At 47.2% G+C, this 15,927-nt stretch carries 14 protein-coding genes; 4 read left to right on the plus strand and 10 right to left on the minus strand.

The genetic code is table 11. The features are described 5' to 3' along the window. Positions 1–88: 88 nt before the first annotated feature. The 4 genes from IC229_RS13115 to IC229_RS13130 are packed head-to-tail and all read right to left on the minus strand — an operon-like array spanning position 89 to position 3,330. The gene (locus IC229_RS13115) at positions 89–598 is read right to left on the minus strand and encodes a DUF4142 domain-containing protein (RefSeq protein WP_190887435.1); all 510 of its coding nucleotides are present in this window, start codon (positions 596–598) and stop codon (positions 89–91) included. A gap of 52 nt (positions 599–650) precedes the next feature. Continuing rightward, positions 651–1,070 (minus strand): hypothetical protein, encoded by a 420-nt coding sequence (locus IC229_RS13120; protein WP_190887436.1) that lies wholly within the window; start codon positions 1,068–1,070, stop codon positions 651–653. After that, a complete protein-coding gene (locus tag IC229_RS13125) occupies positions 1,067–2,386 on the minus strand; it encodes a bifunctional folylpolyglutamate synthase/dihydrofolate synthase (protein ID WP_190887437.1) in 1,320 nt (439 codons plus the stop codon). Before IC229_RS13125 ends, IC229_RS13120 begins: the two co-directional genes overlap by 4 nt. Next, complete coding sequence (locus IC229_RS13130; protein WP_190887438.1) at positions 2,386–3,330, minus strand: hypothetical protein; 945 nt, start codon at positions 3,328–3,330, stop codon at positions 2,386–2,388. Before IC229_RS13130 ends, IC229_RS13125 begins: the two co-directional genes overlap by 1 nt. A 236-nt stretch (positions 3,331–3,566) precedes the next feature. Between IC229_RS13130 and IC229_RS13135 the strand changes: the two genes are divergently transcribed. The 3 genes from IC229_RS13135 (at position 3,567) to IC229_RS13145 (ending at position 8,479) form a co-directional block, all read left to right on the plus strand. After that, positions 3,567–4,925: a DUF418 domain-containing protein gene (locus IC229_RS13135; protein WP_190887439.1), complete on the plus strand. Its 1,359-nt coding sequence runs from the start codon at positions 3,567–3,569 to the stop codon at positions 4,923–4,925. 134 nt (positions 4,926–5,059) lie between these two features. Further along, entirely contained in the window at positions 5,060–6,805 is a 1,746-nt protein-coding gene (menD, locus tag IC229_RS13140; protein WP_190887440.1) for a 2-succinyl-5-enolpyruvyl-6-hydroxy-3-cyclohexene-1-carboxylic-acid synthase, read from the plus strand. Positions 6,806–7,042: 237 nt separating this feature from the next. Then, positions 7,043–8,479: an RNA polymerase sigma factor gene (locus tag IC229_RS13145; protein ID WP_190887441.1), complete on the plus strand. Its 1,437-nt coding sequence runs from the start codon at positions 7,043–7,045 to the stop codon at positions 8,477–8,479. A 108-nt stretch (positions 8,480–8,587) separates the two neighbouring features. Here IC229_RS13145 and IC229_RS13150 read toward each other — a convergent pair whose 3' ends face one another. The 5 genes from IC229_RS13150 to IC229_RS13170 all read right to left on the minus strand — a co-directional run bounded on the left by IC229_RS13150 (position 8,588) and on the right by IC229_RS13170 (position 13,757). Continuing rightward, on the minus strand, positions 8,588–10,144 hold the full coding sequence (locus IC229_RS13150; protein ID WP_190887442.1) for a DHA2 family efflux MFS transporter permease subunit: 1,557 nt from the start codon (positions 10,142–10,144) through the stop codon (positions 8,588–8,590). A 105-nt stretch (positions 10,145–10,249) separates the two neighbouring features. Continuing rightward, the gene (locus tag IC229_RS13155) at positions 10,250–11,362 is read right to left on the minus strand and encodes an HlyD family secretion protein (protein ID WP_190887443.1); all 1,113 of its coding nucleotides are present in this window, start codon (positions 11,360–11,362) and stop codon (positions 10,250–10,252) included. 26 nt (positions 11,363–11,388) lie between these two features. Continuing rightward, on the minus strand, positions 11,389–12,720 hold the full coding sequence (locus tag IC229_RS13160) for a TolC family protein (RefSeq protein ID WP_190887444.1): 1,332 nt from the start codon (positions 12,718–12,720) through the stop codon (positions 11,389–11,391). Beyond that, complete coding sequence (locus IC229_RS13165) at positions 12,717–13,148, minus strand: MarR family winged helix-turn-helix transcriptional regulator (protein WP_190887445.1); 432 nt, start codon at positions 13,146–13,148, stop codon at positions 12,717–12,719. Before IC229_RS13165 ends, IC229_RS13160 begins: the two co-directional genes overlap by 4 nt. Before the next feature lie 411 nt (positions 13,149–13,559). After that, positions 13,560–13,757: a hypothetical protein gene (locus tag IC229_RS13170; RefSeq protein ID WP_190887446.1), complete on the minus strand. Its 198-nt coding sequence runs from the start codon at positions 13,755–13,757 to the stop codon at positions 13,560–13,562. A gap of 212 nt (positions 13,758–13,969) precedes the next feature. Between IC229_RS13170 and IC229_RS13175 the strand changes: the two genes are divergently transcribed. Further along, positions 13,970–14,161 carry a cold-shock protein gene (locus tag IC229_RS13175; protein ID WP_190887447.1) on the plus strand — a complete coding sequence of 64 codons (192 nt, stop codon included), beginning with the start codon at positions 13,970–13,972 and terminating at the stop codon, positions 14,159–14,161. Positions 14,162–14,230: 69 nt separating this feature from the next. Here the strand turns inward: IC229_RS13175 and fumC are convergent, their stop codons facing one another. Beyond that, positions 14,231–15,631 carry a class II fumarate hydratase gene (gene fumC, locus IC229_RS13180; protein ID WP_190887448.1) on the minus strand — a complete coding sequence of 467 codons (1,401 nt, stop codon included), beginning with the start codon at positions 15,629–15,631 and terminating at the stop codon, positions 14,231–14,233. Between the last annotated feature and the right edge of the window lie 296 nt (positions 15,632–15,927).

Raw genomic sequence — 15,927 nt, forward strand, 5'->3', positions numbered from 1 at the left:
GTGCAGGGGTTGATTTAATAAAGCGATATTAACTTACTGATAATCAGCTTATTTGTCTGGATTAATGCAAGTAAATAAGCTGAAGTAACTAATTCGGCTGGGAAGTTTTCAGGTTTTCCGCCATTTTTAAGTGATGCGCTACTACTGGAATCATTTTGGCCAGCCATTTCTTATACGCCTTGTTTTTGGCATCATCATGAGCTTTCTGGAACAACTTGACGGCAAGCCCATGATCAGCAATCATCGTGTCGATGTACTTCGCATCAAATGGATTTCCTTGTAAAGCGGCCAGATCACGTACCATTCGCTGGTTATCTTCATTCATTTCGTCGGGCACTTCCACTTGCAGGCGCTGGGCTAATTCCAGAAATTCAGTATTTATCTCGGTATGCTCTTTAACCATTTGATCGCCATAGTGTCGTACATCTGGGCGAACACCCCGTTGCTGGGCTAATTTACCCATTTCAACTTCCATGATTCCCGCACTACCGGCAAGACTCATAAACTTCTTATCGTCCTCGGAAAGCTCCCCATCCCGGCAAGAACCTAAAAGCACACTAACGACAAAAAGGATTACATAAACAGATAGCGTTTTCATGAGCAGAAATAGTTAAGTATCAACGTTTAAGAATTGTACCTCATCTAGTCAACTAAGGCAGTTTTGCTTCAGGGTACATTTTACGATGCTGGGACACAAGCAAAGTATACTGTTCAGGGGTCAGAAGCGGTTTATAACCCCGAAGCTTTTCGGTTTCAATCTCAATCGCCAGCGTTCGTAATTTATTCTGGTTCATACCGCTTTTCTTTAACGCTTTAACCCCATCGTTATAACTGACAACTGCTTTCCTGATAACGTCTCTTGCTTTGGGTACTTGTGGGTCGGTCAGCTTGAGCCGTTTGGTATCTGCTTTCAATACCGATTTAATAATCATCCCAACAGTAGCACCATTGTTGAGAAAAACGAATTTCTCCTGCTCAACTTTATCCGTAGTGGTTGTCGCGGGTACCTGTGCCTGCGCTGAAAAGAATAAGGATGTCAGGAGAACGAAAGCTAATTGTCGAATGCTCATACGGTAGAAGGTTTCGAGTTCAAATTAGTTAATTCGGCAATGGTGTAATTACTTCCCGTAATCAGAATTAAATCATGGGTCGATGCCTCTGCCAGGGCAGCATCCAGGGCTACGTTCACATCTGGATAAGATTCTCCGAATCGGCCCATCTCGGCCGCTTCGGTCTGAAGGGTTTCAGAAGCTAAGGCCCGCGGTGTTTGTGCCTGACAAAAATAATAGACAGCCGTTGGTGGCAATACCGACAGCACCTTGCCCCGATCCTTATCAGCTACCAGCCCCAGGATAATCCGCAATGTAGCATATGGCAACGTAGCAATCGTTTCAAACAGGGCTAACAGTCCCGGTTGGTTATGGGCGGTATCGGCAATGACTTTCGGTTGGTCACCCAGAATCTGAAACCGTCCTTTCAATCCGGTCAGCAACGTAACGGCCGACAACGCCCTGGCTTCGTCCTCTTCACGTACCGGCAACTGTGAACGTAAGTTGTCCACCGTTGCTAATACTGTAGCGAGATTAGGAAGTTGATACGTTCCCAGCAAATCCAGCGACAAGTTTTGGACTCGGACGTGATTATCCTCTCCCCCATACGTAACACTCAGTTGCCGAACGCCCTCTACGATTCCCCGATCCTCTATCTGATACGTCTGGTCGGCAAACGTAATGGGTGATTTTAGCAAATGGGCAGTTTTACTAAAAATGGGTTCAGTTTCGGGATGGGTTTCTCCTATAATACCAGGTATACCGGGTTTGATGATACCCGCTTTTTCGCCCGCGATCTGTGGCAACGTATCACCCAGAATATCGGTGTGATCATAACCGATGTTGGTGATAACCGAAATCAATGGAGTTAGTACGTTCGTCGAATCCAGTCGTCCACCTAATCCTACTTCGATAATGGCTACATCGACTTGCTGGCTAGCGAAATAGTCGAATGCCATCGCCACCGTCACTTCAAAAAACGACGGTTCAATACGTTCAATGAGTGATTGGTGTTCGACAACGAACCGTGCTACGTCCTGCTCATCAATGGCCGTTCCATTAATACGGATACGTTCGGTGAAAGATTGCAGGTGGGGTGAGGTGTAAAGACCAGTCCGGTAACCAGCTGTCTGGTAAATGGCCGACAGCATATGGGAGGTACTTCCCTTTCCGTTGGTCCCTCCTACATGGATGCTGCGAAATTTCTCCTGCGGATTGCCGAGGGCTTCGCACAAGGCCAGGGTATTGCCTAAACCGGGCTTGAGCGCTTTGGATCCAATCCGGTGAAAAACTGGGAGCCGACTGTATAAATAGTCGAGGGCTTCCGAATACTGCATTAATCTTTTGCCTTAATGATAAACGTAATGGTTCCGGTAGCCGTCGGCGGAGTAGCTCCTCCCTTGGGTCTCAACCGGAGTCGTTGAACGGCCTTCCGATAGACTTCGCTCACCGATGGACTCACCGTACTCTGCAACTGACGTACCGTCATGATTTCGCCACTGCCATCCACTTTAATCTGGAAGACGATCTTACCGGTTTCGTCTGATTCATCACTGACATTCGGCTTACTCGCCAGCGACCAGCCCGATACGTCGAAGGCGACACCGGATGCCGCTCCTCCCGGCGTTCCGTAAAATTCTTTGGCGTCAATTTTCCCTTTGGGATTTCCTTTATCCCCTACACCATCGGCATCGTCGCCATTGTTGTTACCGCCCGTACCCGAAGCCTTCCCAACTGTTCCATTGGAGCCACCCCCACCCGACGATTTTTTAAAGAGCGCATCCGTATTTACCGTCTCCACTTTTTTGGGGGGAGCGGGTGGAGCCTTCTGTTCGACGGGCGCGGTATTTTTGGGCGCTTCCACCCGTTTCGGTTCAGGGCGTTCGGGCGTGGTTACCGGACTTTCGGCTTTACTGGCAATGATGGGTTTTTCGGTGGCAACCTTAGCTGGTTTTGCTTCCTCTACTTTAGGACTGGGCGTAGGACGTACCTTCTCCAGACGCGGGGTCGTATTAATCTTCGGATTCGGTTTCTTATCGGCGGCTTTTACGTCTTCCCGATTCGGCGAATCCGATGCTTTATTATAGGTCTGAATCCGTCCGCTGCCGCGATTATCCAAACCAAAATTCACTTCAACAAACTGAATCGGTGGCGGATTTGGGATCGTCTGCGACCAGTGAACCAGAAACAACAGGGCAATCATGAGCCCATAGATGACCAGGGCGCCAGTTAAGGATTTAACCCGAATTTCCTCTTCGTTTTCAAATGTAATCCGGTTCATACAGACTATGGTTTTCAGACACTATAACGTATCAATCGTCAACTTCGTTTATGCCCAGGCGTTTACAAAGCGTTGTCGCGAAAACAAAGTAACGCAAAAATCTAAAATAGACCTGAATTGACGGGTCATACACTGGATATTTACGTGTCGATTGCCGTTTGGAAAGAAAGTTAGCAAAATCATTCATAATCAGGGTTTTAAGGATATATTTCGGCCACATTCCGCCAACATTTACTATGACTACCTCACCAGTTATTTCGCCAGAAACGGGTACTACCTCTGTGGGCCAACCGTGGTCCCATCCCGTTTCCCAAATTGAGCGCATCAAGACCATCGATATCGTGCGGGGCGTAGCCCTACTGGGCATTCTGTTGATGAATATTCCGTTGTTCGGTCTTGCCCTTCAACTCGAACACGAGCCTTTATTACGCCCGGGCAGCACCGATTATAGCGTTTTTGCGGTGATGACCATCCTTTTTGAAGGCAAAATGCGGGCGTTGTTTTCCATGCTTTTCGGAGCCGGTATGCTGATTTTCACCAGTCGTAAAGAAGAAGTGAATGGGGGAAGTGCTGCCGATTTCCTCTATCGTCGATTGCTGTGGATGGTTTTGTTTGGTGTCATTCACGAATACGTTTTTTTATGGGTAGGTGACATTCTGTTCGATTACGCAATCTGTGGGCTGTTCCTATTTCCCTTCCGCAACCTGAAACCCCGGCAGTTGCTACTTTGTGCGCTGATCTGTTTGTCAATAAATGTAATCAAGCGGGAACGGCAGCAACTCGATTTCCGAAGTAAATATGAGAATTATCAGCAGGCTGTGACGTTGGAAAAAGCGCACAAAAAGCTGACCGACGAGCAGAAAAAAGATAAGGAAGCCTGGGATAAAATTGTCAAGGCCTCAAAGCCCAATAGGAAAGAAGTGGCGGAGTTCAATCAGAAAATGCGCGCTGGCTATGGTACTATTTACAAAACACTTGAGTCAGAAAACATTCGATTTCATTCCACCTACTTATATCTCGGCCTCTGGGACATGCTGTCGATGATGTTTCTGGGCATGGCATTATTCAAATGGGGCTTCTTTTCCAATAAACTCCCCAGCCGAACGTATTGGCTGACGTTGCTGGGGGGCTACGGAATTGGCCTTCCGTTAAGTGCGCTGGGTATGTATCTGATGCAGCAGCGGATGATTGACCCAGTCCAGTATACCGGCCAGTGGGTTACCCCTACGTTGGGGTATGATTTACAACGGGCACTTGTCGGGATTGGTCATACCAGTCTGCTGATTCTGATTTACCGCTCAGGTGTGGTGCCGCGGCTGATGAAAGCGTTGGAAAATGTGGGACAGATGGCATTCAGTAATTACGTCCTCCAAACGATTTGCTGCACGCTGTTTTTCAACGGGTACGGGCTGGGGTATTTCGGCAAACTGGAATTTTATCAACTCTACTACGTAGTGGCTGTAGTCTGGACTATTAACCTGGTTTTCAGTACTATATGGCTACAGATTTACCGTTTTGGTCCGCTTGAGTGGGTGTGGCGGAGTCTGACATACTGGCAACGCCAGCCCATACGCCGAACCGCAACGACGGCTTAATTGTGACACAGCGATGCTCGGAGCGAAACGGAGATGCACAGCGTTTTTTATTTTTCGCTGCGGATCTCCTTTAATCTCCGTACATCGCTGTGTCACAACGTCTGGGTGTATCGGTTATTCATTAATTTTGCCCGATGCCTGTTCTACAGCCTATTATCGATATCGCCGAATTGCTTCACCAGAAAGGTGTTTCCGAGGTCATTGTTTCTCCGGGTTCCCGCTCGGCTCCGCTGACGTTGGCTGTCGCCCGACACCCACACCTGCGTGTTCACGTAGTGGCCGACGAACGCTCCGCTGGTTTTATTGGATTGGGAATTGCCCAGCAAAGCCAGACACCGGTTGCACTTATCTGTACGTCCGGTAGTGCGGTCTATAATTTGGCTCCGGCTGTCGCCGAAGCTTTTTTTCAACAGGTTCCGCTTCTGGTATTTACCGCCGACCGGCCCCACGAATGGCTGCACCAGCAGGATGGCCAAACCATCGACCAGCCTTATATATATAGGACACACGTTAAACGGAGTTACGACCTGCCCGCCGACTATAGCCACGCCGATACCCGCTGGTTCATCGAACGGTCAATCAACGAAGCGGTTTCATTCAGTCAGCTTTCTCCGGCGGGCCCCGTTCATATTAACGTACCGCTAAGAGAGCCTTTTTACCCGGCGGATACCGATACGTTTCAGTATGGGCCAGTACGTACCATTGACGTCTGCCCCACCCAGCCGACGTTGCCTAATGATGTCTGGCATAAACTATTAACTGAGTGGGAACGTAGCGAACGAATTCTGATCGCCGTTGGTCAGGTTCCGTATACGCCGGCACTACGTACTATATTGGGTAAACTGAGCGAGGAATTTGGCATACCGGTTCTGGGCGAGATTACCAGCAACCTCCCCGGCACCAACCAATTTATCACGCACACCGATACGTTCCTGGCGGGGATTGACCCGGACGTAGCGAACACGTTACGTCCTGAACTGGTAATTACCCTTGGCAATTCATTTCTGACGCGTAATCTAAAAACGTTTTTCCGGCAGTACCCGGCTCATCGACACTGGCACATTCAGCCATCCGCCGAACGTATCGTCGATTCGTTCCAGAGCCTTACCACCCTGATTCCTGCACAGCCCGTTGCTTTTCTGGAAAAATTGTTTGCGGATTTAGACTACCAGCGCTTTCTCCAGGGCGATGATGAAGACAACGAGTCTGAAGCGGGCGAATTTCTGAACCGCTGGCAAACCGCCGATCACCAGGCCGCCCGGCACGTAGCACAAACCCTCACCGAACCAGACCAACCCCTGACCGACTTTTCGGCGACTCAGTGTGTACTCGATCAGTTACCCCAACGTAGCATTCTCCATCTGGCCAACAGTATGCCGGTACGTTACGCGAATCTGGTGGGGCTGCGGGGCGACCTTGACGTAGCGGTGTTCGCCAATCGGGGTGTTAGTGGCATTGATGGCTGTCTGAGTACGGCGGTAGGCGCTGCCCTCGCCACTGATCAGCCCGTTACGTTGCTGATTGGCGATGTGGCTTTCTTTTATGACCGGAATGCACTTTGGTCGAATCCTGTTCCGGCGAATCTACGGATTGTACTGCTTAACAACGACGGCGGGCATATTTTCCGGATGATCGACGGTCCCAGCCGACAACCGGAACTGGAAACCTATTTTGAAACCCCCCACGGATACACCGCCCAACGTACCGCCCAGGACGCCCAAATAGCCTATGCTGTTTGTGCTACGTTAGAACAACTGGCACCCCTCCTCCCCGATTTTTTTCAACCCGGACCTTCTGCCAAACTGATTGAGATCACGACCGATAAACATGCTAACCAGAAACAGTTCCAAAAGTACAAATCTAAAATGGCAGGCAACTAAAACGATAGTTATAGTTGCCTGCCTGACTATATCTTACGACTGGCAATACTATGAATACATTGGCTATTGACAACCTGAAAGAAACGTACACCAACGGGGTAAAAACCATTACATTTCGCTGGAAATGGCAATAACCCGATTCCGGAGGTATCCGGCTATTGCCTGATTGCCTGTCGACATGCAGGAATATATTGACCAATAACTGCCACCATTTGAAAAAAATGCATCATTACCAACATGAATGGTGTAACGGAGAATTTTTGGGAGATAACGTATAAGCAGAATATAGCTAAACTGATTGGTGTTTGCTATCGATATACGTACAATAGGCAAATCGCCGAAGATTTGGCCCATGATGCTTTTCTGGTAGCTATCGATAAAGCATCAAGTTTTGAAAACATAGGCCCTTTTGAAGCCTGGCTTCGGCGAATCGTCGTAAATGTAGCCTTACAGTACCTCCGTGATCAAAAAAAACAGAAGCAGCATGAAGATGCGCTTACTTACTGCATGCTTTCGAATGACTATCAGGAGGATTTTAGTAATCACGAAGAAAATACGTTCTCAGAAGTTGAGCTTTTAGAAGCCATTAACGGTTTGCCTGAACACCATAAACTTGTTTTTAATCTCTATGTATTTGATAATTACACGCACCTACAAATTGGAAACGAATTAGGTATCAGTGAAGGAACATCAAAATCACATTTGGCAAGAGCCCGAAAAAAAATAAAGGAAATTCTCAATAGTAAATTAAAAGATAAATACAAAAAAAATCGTCTATTTTTTCTGTATTTATTGCCTGATAAACTTTGGAACGTAGATACTATTTTCACAAAACGACTGGCGTTTTTCGAAATACAACCGCAAAAAATAGCGCCAATTCATACTCGTCATTTCAGTAACGCATCAGCCCTTACATATAACCAATCTTCATTTTTATCTTTGAATACTATTTTACCATTCGGTATACTAACGTGTACGTCTATTTTGCTTTTACAAGTTAATTCTCATCAAGAAATCAAAGCGCTTTCACCAGTAAAAAGACCTGATTTAAAAACGATTAACGGTCCAATTGTTCAGGCTAACAATAGCACTATAAAAAATAATTCAACGACTACGCCAACAACTGCCACCTTTTCAACTAATGCCATCATATCTATAGAAAAAACTAAACATATCGAAGAAATGAAACCTTTAAACACGTTAGGAGCGCTGCTCGTGGCCGGTTCGGCTTTCGCTTTGGATTCTGTACATCTACCGAAGTTCCCTCAACTAGCTACTACAGTTAATAATCAGAAACTAATTGAGCAGGATGAAAAGATAACATCGGAATTGACAGAAAGAAACAAACCAACGGTTAACAAAGCGTCTGCTGAAGTTTATGGCACTTTTTATGCATCAAGGTTATACTGGTCTGCAGCGGATAATAATATATATTTTAAGGGAGAACAAGTTAAGGTCAGTCTTAATTCGCAAAAATTTACGGGGAGCGGCACCTTCTCTTTTTTAAATAAAGTAAATTATTTGTTGGTCAATGGCCTCCCGGTGAAATTAGATGATACAGTAGAATTATCCGAAAAGAAATATAAGCTGGTTAAATTAAGCGAAAGCGATGCCATTAAAAAATATGGAGAAAAAGGCCGGCTCGGAGTTGTAGAAATAACCTTAGCCGAGTAAGTGAAAAGTATTATGACGTACCAAAAAACATCGGCCGGCCACATAGCCAGCCGATGTAATACAGAACACAAGAACAAAACAAAAACACTACATTTTATTACGTTTACTTTACTCCATTACCATTTCGGTATGGGCTGGCGTTGCAATTTTCTTCCCGATAAACAGGAGTAATAGCGGCACACACACCAGGAAGAAGGCGCCAATAATCAGGAATGTATCAGCATAGGTCATGACCAGGGCCTGTCTCATTACCGCTCCCTGCATCATCCCGTACGCTTTACCGGTAGCCGTCATCAGCGCATCCCCTTTTGACAGGAACAAGCCAGTAAACTGTTTGATACGTTCGACAGACTGTGGATTATAAATCGATACGTTATCGGACAGCCGGGAGGCATGAAATACGGTACGTGTTGAAATGTAGGTCGTCATGATCGCCGTTCCGAACGTACCGCCCAATTGACGGATCATACCCGTTAACGCCGAGCCCTGCGGAATCTCAATGTTTTTCAAGTCGGCCAACGTAATGGTCGTTAACGGAATGAATATCATCCCCATACCAATACCCCTGATAATCAGCGGCCAGAAGAAATAATCTGGTCCAGCGGCAAGGCTGATGGTCGACAGATCGAAACAGAAGCCGAAAAACAGCAGGAAACCAATCGCTGCGTACCAGATGGGCGAGATGTAATTTTTGCTCAATAGCCCTCCCACCACCGGCATCATCAGACCCGTCATGATGGAACCAGGCATCAGCAGTAAACCCGTCTGGCTCGCGGTGAAGCCCAGAATCGTCTGACAGAAAACCGGGATAATAAACACCGACGCAAACAGCCCGAATCCCAGAATAAAATTGAACAACGTACCGACCGCAAATCGTCGTTCACGTAACAGACTCAGATCCAGAATCGGCTGTTTTACAACCAATTGCCTCCAGATAAACCCGACAATTCCTACCCCTGCCAGTACGGACATCACCACAATGAACTCAGAGGTAAACCAGTCCTCTTCGTGGCCTTTTTCGAGCACAATCTGTAAGCCACCGATGCCCATCGTCAGGAGTATCAGCGCGAGCCAGTCCATCCTTCCGGCAACAACTTTTTCGGCAGGCTCTTTAATATATAGGTACGTTAGTATGGTGGCGGCAATTCCAAACGGGATGTTGATGTAAAACACCCAGTTCCACGACAGATTATCGGTAATGTAACCACCAAGGGTTGGTCCGATAGACGGGCCAATGATAACGCCCATCCCAAAAATGGCGTTGGCAATACCCAACTGCTCTTTGGGAAAGGTCTGAATCAGAATAGATTGTGCCGTCGTCAGGAGCCCTCCCCCACCAATTCCCTGCACAACCCGAAAGAAAACCAGTTCCCAGACGTTGGTCGACGTACCACAAAAAACAGACGCGATGGTAAACAGGACGATGGACGCAGCAAAGTAGTTTCGCCGGCCCAGTTTAGACGTCAGCCAGCCGGACATCGTGATCATGATAGCGCTGGCAGCCGCGTAACCCGTTACTACCCAGCTGATATCACCCAATGATGCGCCCAGATTACCCATCATCTGGTTGAGTGTTACGTTCACAATCGACGAGTCGATGGTTTGCAGCAGGGCGGCCGTTGTTACAGTCAACACAACCACCCATTTATCAAAACCTAAATTCATAACTCGAAATGGTTAGAATGAATACTGTAAAATGAATAATGATAAATAGCGATTAGGAAATTGGTAGTATTTACCTAGATCCCATTACTCATTCTACATTGTTAATTACTTTCCCTGTAAATCAACCGCTACGGTGGCACTCATGCCGGGACGCAGTTTTGCGTAAAGGGGGCTGTTCTTGTCCAGTTCGATACGTACTGGGATCCGTTGAACCACTTTTACATAGTTACCCGTCGCATTATCAGGAGGCAAGAGCGAGAACTTGGCACCAGTAGCGCCGGCAAACGAACCTACGTGTCCGACCAGTTTTTCGTTACCAAAGGCATCGACATCAATATCGACCGTCTGGCCCTGTTGCATCTGCTTCAACTGAGTTTCTTTGAAATTAGCTGTAACCCAGAGGTTTGAATTACCAACGACCGAACATACTGCCTGTCCAGCCTGCACCAACTGCCCAATCTGTACCGAGCGTTTCGACACGACACCCGAAATTGGGGCACGTACTATTGTATACGACAGTTGCAACTGCGCCATGTCCAGTTCAGCCTGACGCTGTTTTATAGACGCTTGTGCCACCGAAATCTGGCCTTCCGTAGCCCGGCGCTGTGAACTCGTCACACCGGTCTGTGTACCAGCTGCACTTACCTGAGATTGAGCCGTTTGCAACTGAGCCTGTGCCGCCTGTAATTGTGCCTGTGCCGCATCACGCTCGGCCTCAACGGCGTCAAATTGCTGTTGGGGAATGGTTTTTTCGGCCAATAAGCGACCGTACCGTTCAAAATCCTGATTCGTCTTACGAGCGCGCGCTTGAGCAGCCGCTACGTTGGCCTGCGCCGTAATCACCTGATTACGCGCTGTTTGCACACTCGCCTGTGAACTTTGTATGGTAGCCGATGCTACGTTCACCTGCGAACGTGATACGCCTGCTGCTGCCTGAGCACTTTGTAAAGCGGCTTCAGCCTGCATGAGCCGGATGCGGTAATCGGCATCGTCCAATACCAATAACGTATCGCCTTCTTTTACCAGCTGATTGTCTTTGAAACGAATTTCTTTTACGTATCCACCCGCTTTCGGAATTACCGGGTTCACATCGCCGTCAATCTGGGCGTCGTCGGTGGTTTCGTGTCGTTGCAGGTAGTTGAACTCGCTGTACCCAAAAAACAGGGCAACAACCAGCACGATGACGCCCGCTATTCGAAATATTGTTTTCTTTTCCATGATTGTGTCGTTTTGCTAAACCAGAATTAATTAAGATTATGCCCCGTAGCCTTCAACAGGCGCTGGTAGGCCAGTTGTGCGTCTACGGTTGCGTTGATTACATTGAGTTGAGCCTGAATCAGAAAGCTGTTTGCTTCGAGCAGATCGGTCGAGCCAACCAGCCCGTTCCGGAAGCGCGATTCGGTCAAACGGTAGTTTTCCTGTGCCTGACCAACTGCCGTCCGGATTACGTTCTGCTGTTCCAGCGCCAGTTGGTAATTATTGTAGGACGTAACGACCTCCGAACGTATCTGATCATTTTGTTGCTGACCCTGTAGCGTGGCCTGATCGATGGCCGTCTGCGCGCTGTGGAGTTTACCTTTTAGATTATACAGCGAACCGATGTTATACGTAACACCTGCCCCTACGTTCCAGGCACTGACAAACGAGTTGGCTTCCGGGATAACACGGGCCGTTGGGTTGATGTAGTTGTAACCCGTCGATACGCCCAGATGCGGGTACATCACACTTTTTGTATTACGCAGCTGCTCCTGTGCTGATTGCACACGTAGCGCATTTGCCTGTACTTCCGGGCGACTTTGTACGGCCTGATCCAGAAAATTGGCCAGTGGTTCGGCCACAGTTGCCGGATTTGTAAGGGACGTATCGAGGGTAATTGTCTCCTTATCCGGCAATCCGATGAGCAGATTGAAATTATATAAGGAAGTCTGAAGGGCTTTCTCGACCTGCAATCGACTCAGATTCAGGTTGTTTTTCTGCAACTGAATTTTCAGCACTTCATTGGCCGTTACAACACCTTCTTTCTGAAGGTTATTGGCTTCGCGCTCTTTTTCATCGAACTGCCTGATATTCTGCTCAATGACGTTGACGGAACGTATCAGTTTGACCATGTTATAATAGGCGTCCGTAACGGTGTAAGCCAGTTCCGAACGATTCCGGCGAGCATCCAGTTGACTGGCTTTAGCCAATAATTCCGCTGATTTCTCGGCTGATTTTTCGGCAAATCCGCCAAATACTTCCTTGCTGAACGTAACGCCCCCCATGGTAGCACTGAAAGCCCCGGCGGGGATGCCAAATAATGGTTTTCCATCCTCCCCTTTTCCTAACGAAAATGGGCCGGTCAGGCTATAACGGGAAAAACTCAGCGACGCATTGGCCGACGGCAAACTCCGGTCTTGGGTTTCCTGTAAGCGAGCTTCAGCAGCCTGCGTGCGTGTATCGGCCAGTTTTATTCCGGTGTTATTTTGCAGAGCCAGTTGGATGGCCTTTTCCAGTGGCATTGGGGTTGGTGTGGGCTGCGCGGTTGCCAGCATAATGCCTGACAACCAAAGTCCTATGCCTGTTAGGTACGTTTTCATAGTGAGCGATTTCTGATTTTTTCGAGAAGCGTATTCATAACTCGGGCTTCCTCGTCAGTCAGGTGACTGACGATGGATTCAAAATTTTTGAACTCCTGGGCAACTTTTTCGACAAACTGATTCGACGTTTCGGTCAAACGAAGGTTCACCCGACGACGATTCTGGGCATCCACTTCGCGTACGACCAGGTTTTTCGCCACCAGCCGATCAATCAGCCGGGTCATGTCGGAATTCATGTCGGTCATTTTCTCCTTCAGCTCACCAGCGGTGAGGCTATCTGGAAATACGTCTGAAAGCAGACGTAGCGCCTTGTACTGCTGGACCGACAAATCGAACGGGGCCATTTTCTGCTGGAAGTGATTGAAGATATACCCGTCCGTTTTATGCAGATTAATGATGAGCCGATGGTATTCGTTGCGGAATTGCATTTCTATGTTCTTGTAAGAGCGTGTCAAAGGTATGATCAATATTTGTTTAAACAAATTTCGTTCAAACAACATATTTTTGTTATAAATGTCACTTCAAAATCATCGCCCCGATTGATCCTATATCAATCCAATAAAATATTGCTATTAGAATATTACAATACTAATTTAACCTTAAAATCTTATTATAATGACTTTTACTGATCTTTTAGCGTTCAAATTTTTAAGCACATTTTAATTAAATACGTACTGATGAGCTGCACCTGTATCAGGTGAACTCTTGCCGACGAACTCAACTTTTGCCGGTGAGGCTCTGTACAGCAACGTACTGAGAACACACTGCTAACGATAGCCGAAAAGGGCTAATAAAAAAATCTTTGGGATCGATTGTTTATTGACGTTGTACCGATGCAGTTATTTACCATTGGACATTTCACCGACTCTATACGGTGTCATACAACGAATCATCGGGAAGAAAGCGGCTAACCAGAGAGCTTGTGCCTTGAGCAGAAGCGTGGTGAGCATGAAGTATTGAGTGGAATTCCGATCTGTGTACTTGGCCTCCGGGTAATCAATCATGAGCAGGGCATTTGACTGCCAGTAAGCACACACGCAACAATGTGATACTCCTTTAACGCGGTTTCCGCCAAAAAGATTATAAGTAAAGATAGTATTTATCAATCCTCAATTTTATTACGTCTATTTATTAGCCTTCTCCGCACTGAATCAGGCTTCGAGAAGTGTTTATTTTAAAATACTTTAAAAATCAATAGGATAGCCCATTTAATAAACGTATTTTTACTAAAATTTTATTAAAAGCAAGAATGCAAACAGGAACTGTTAAATTTTTCAATGAGCTCAAAGGATTTGGGTTTATTTCGCCTGAGGACTCACAAGCTGATATCTTCGTTCATGTTTCCGGTCTGATCGATCAAATCCGGGAAAATGACAAGGTAAAATTCAATGTGGTTGACGGAAAGAAGGGAGTAAATGCTGTCGATGTACAAATTATCTAATTATCCCTTTGTTATAGATAAGAAAAGAAAAAACATGCCATTGGGCATGTTTTTTCTTTTCTGGAAGATCTATTTTATCTCCCCGACCATGTCTTCCGGTTTCACCCACTCGTTAAACTCTTCGTCGGTCAGGTAACCGAGTTTAAGGGCGGTTTCGCGTAGCGTCGAGCCGTTTTTGTGGGCGGTCTGCGCAATTTCGGCGGCTTTGTAATAACCGATTTTCGTGTTGAGGGCCGTTACCAGCATCAGCGACGAATCGACGTGCTTCTTGATATTGGCTTCGATCGGTTCGATACCTTCAGCGCATTTGTCGTTGAACGATACGCAGACATCGCCAATGAGCCGGGCCGAGTGCAGGAAATTGTAAATCATGACGGGCTTGAATACGTTCAGTTCGAAGTGGCCCATCGCCCCGCCAAAATTAATTGCTACATCATTGCCCATCACCTGAGCGGCTACCATCGTCATGGCTTCGCACTGAGTGGGGTTCACTTTGCCCGGCATAATCGACGAACCTGGCTCATTATCAGGTATATGCAATTCACCAATCCCTGCCCGTGGACCTGATGACAGCATCCGAATGTCATTCCCGATTTTCATCAGGCTGGCGGCTACCGTTTTAAGGGCACCGTGCGCTTCTACAATGGCGTCGTGGGCGGCCAGTGCTTCGAACTTGTTTTCGGCTGTCACAAAAGGCAGGCTCGTCAACGTAGCGATGTGCTTTGCTACGTTCTCCGAATAATTCGGGGGGGTATTGATACCCGTTCCTACGGCTGTACCTCCCAATGCCAATTCGCTCAGGTGCGCCAATGTATTGTTGATAGCGCGCAGACCGTGGTCGAGTTGGGATACGTATCCCGAAAACTCCTGCCCTACCGTCAGGGGCGTAGCATCCATAAAGTGCGTCCGGCCGATTTTAACGATGTGCATAAACTGCTTCGCTTTAGCCGCCAACGTATCACGCAATTTCGTAATGCCCGGAATCGTTACGTCGATCAGAATTTTGTAGGCGGCAATGTGCATAGCCGTCGGGAACGTATCATTCGACGACTGCGACTTATTCACATCATCGTTCGGATGCAGAAATTTTTTCTCATCGATTAGTTGACCGCCGTGCAATACGTGTCCGCGATAGGCTACTACCTCATTAACGTTCATGTTCGACTGCGTACCCGAGCCGGTTTGCCACACCACCAGCGGAAATTGATCGTCGAGTTTTCCGTCGAGGATTTCGTCACACACCTGCCCGATCAGATCACTTTTTTCCTGCGGCAGTACACCCGCATCCAGATTCGTGAGGGCTGCGGCTTTTTTCAGATAGGCAAAGGCGCGGATGATTTCGCGCGGCATCTTGTTGATATCCTGCGCAATTTTAAAGTTTTCAATCGAGCGCTGAGTTTGTGCGCCCCAATACACATTGGCCGGTACCTGCACCTGGCCCATGGTGTCTTTTTCAATACGATATTCCATGAAGAATGAGCGGAAGAGTGAATGAGTGAACGAGCGAATGTGCAGAGTAAATGGCTAACGGGAGTTTCTTGCTCCGCTCTTTCATTCTTTCGCTCTTTCGCTCTTTTACTCTTTATTTTTCCCTACAAAGGTATACCTCGTTACCGATGGGGTAAAATGAATTCTGTGTAAATCTGAAAAAATGGTTGAATATGGGCGTCGATCCAAGCAAAGGAGCGTAGCATGTAAGACAAGCTTTTGTCCGCCCTTGTACAATTACTGTCCGCTTACGGACAGACAAAAATAACAAAAACACT

This window comes from Spirosoma profusum, from assembly GCF_014699005.1.
GTDB classification, from domain to species: domain Bacteria; phylum Bacteroidota; class Bacteroidia; order Cytophagales; family Spirosomataceae; genus Spirosoma; species Spirosoma profusum.

Coding starts and splice junctions, on each gene's coding strand:
- IC229_RS13115 (WP_190887435.1), bottom strand. CDS start 598: ATGAAAACGCTATCTGTTTATGTAATCCTTTTTGTCGTTAGTGTGCTT.
- IC229_RS13120 (WP_190887436.1), bottom strand. CDS start 1,070: ATGAGCATTCGACAATTAGCTTTCGTTCTCCTGACATCCTTATTCTTT.
- IC229_RS13125 (WP_190887437.1), bottom strand. CDS start 2,386: ATGCAGTATTCGGAAGCCCTCGACTATTTATACAGTCGGCTCCCAGTT.
- IC229_RS13130 (WP_190887438.1), bottom strand. CDS start 3,330: ATGAACCGGATTACATTTGAAAACGAAGAGGAAATTCGGGTTAAATCC.
- IC229_RS13135 (WP_190887439.1), top strand. CDS start 3,567: ATGACTACCTCACCAGTTATTTCGCCAGAAACGGGTACTACCTCTGTG.
- menD (WP_190887440.1), top strand. CDS start 5,060: ATGCCTGTTCTACAGCCTATTATCGATATCGCCGAATTGCTTCACCAG.
- IC229_RS13145 (WP_190887441.1), top strand. CDS start 7,043: ATGAATGGTGTAACGGAGAATTTTTGGGAGATAACGTATAAGCAGAAT.
- IC229_RS13150 (WP_190887442.1), bottom strand. CDS start 10,144: ATGAATTTAGGTTTTGATAAATGGGTGGTTGTGTTGACTGTAACAACG.
- IC229_RS13155 (WP_190887443.1), bottom strand. CDS start 11,362: ATGGAAAAGAAAACAATATTTCGAATAGCGGGCGTCATCGTGCTGGTT.
- IC229_RS13160 (WP_190887444.1), bottom strand. CDS start 12,720: ATGAAAACGTACCTAACAGGCATAGGACTTTGGTTGTCAGGCATTATG.
- IC229_RS13165 (WP_190887445.1), bottom strand. CDS start 13,148: ATGCAATTCCGCAACGAATACCATCGGCTCATCATTAATCTGCATAAA.
- IC229_RS13175 (WP_190887447.1), top strand. CDS start 13,970: ATGCAAACAGGAACTGTTAAATTTTTCAATGAGCTCAAAGGATTTGGG.
- fumC (WP_190887448.1), bottom strand. CDS start 15,631: ATGGAATATCGTATTGAAAAAGACACCATGGGCCAGGTGCAGGTACCG.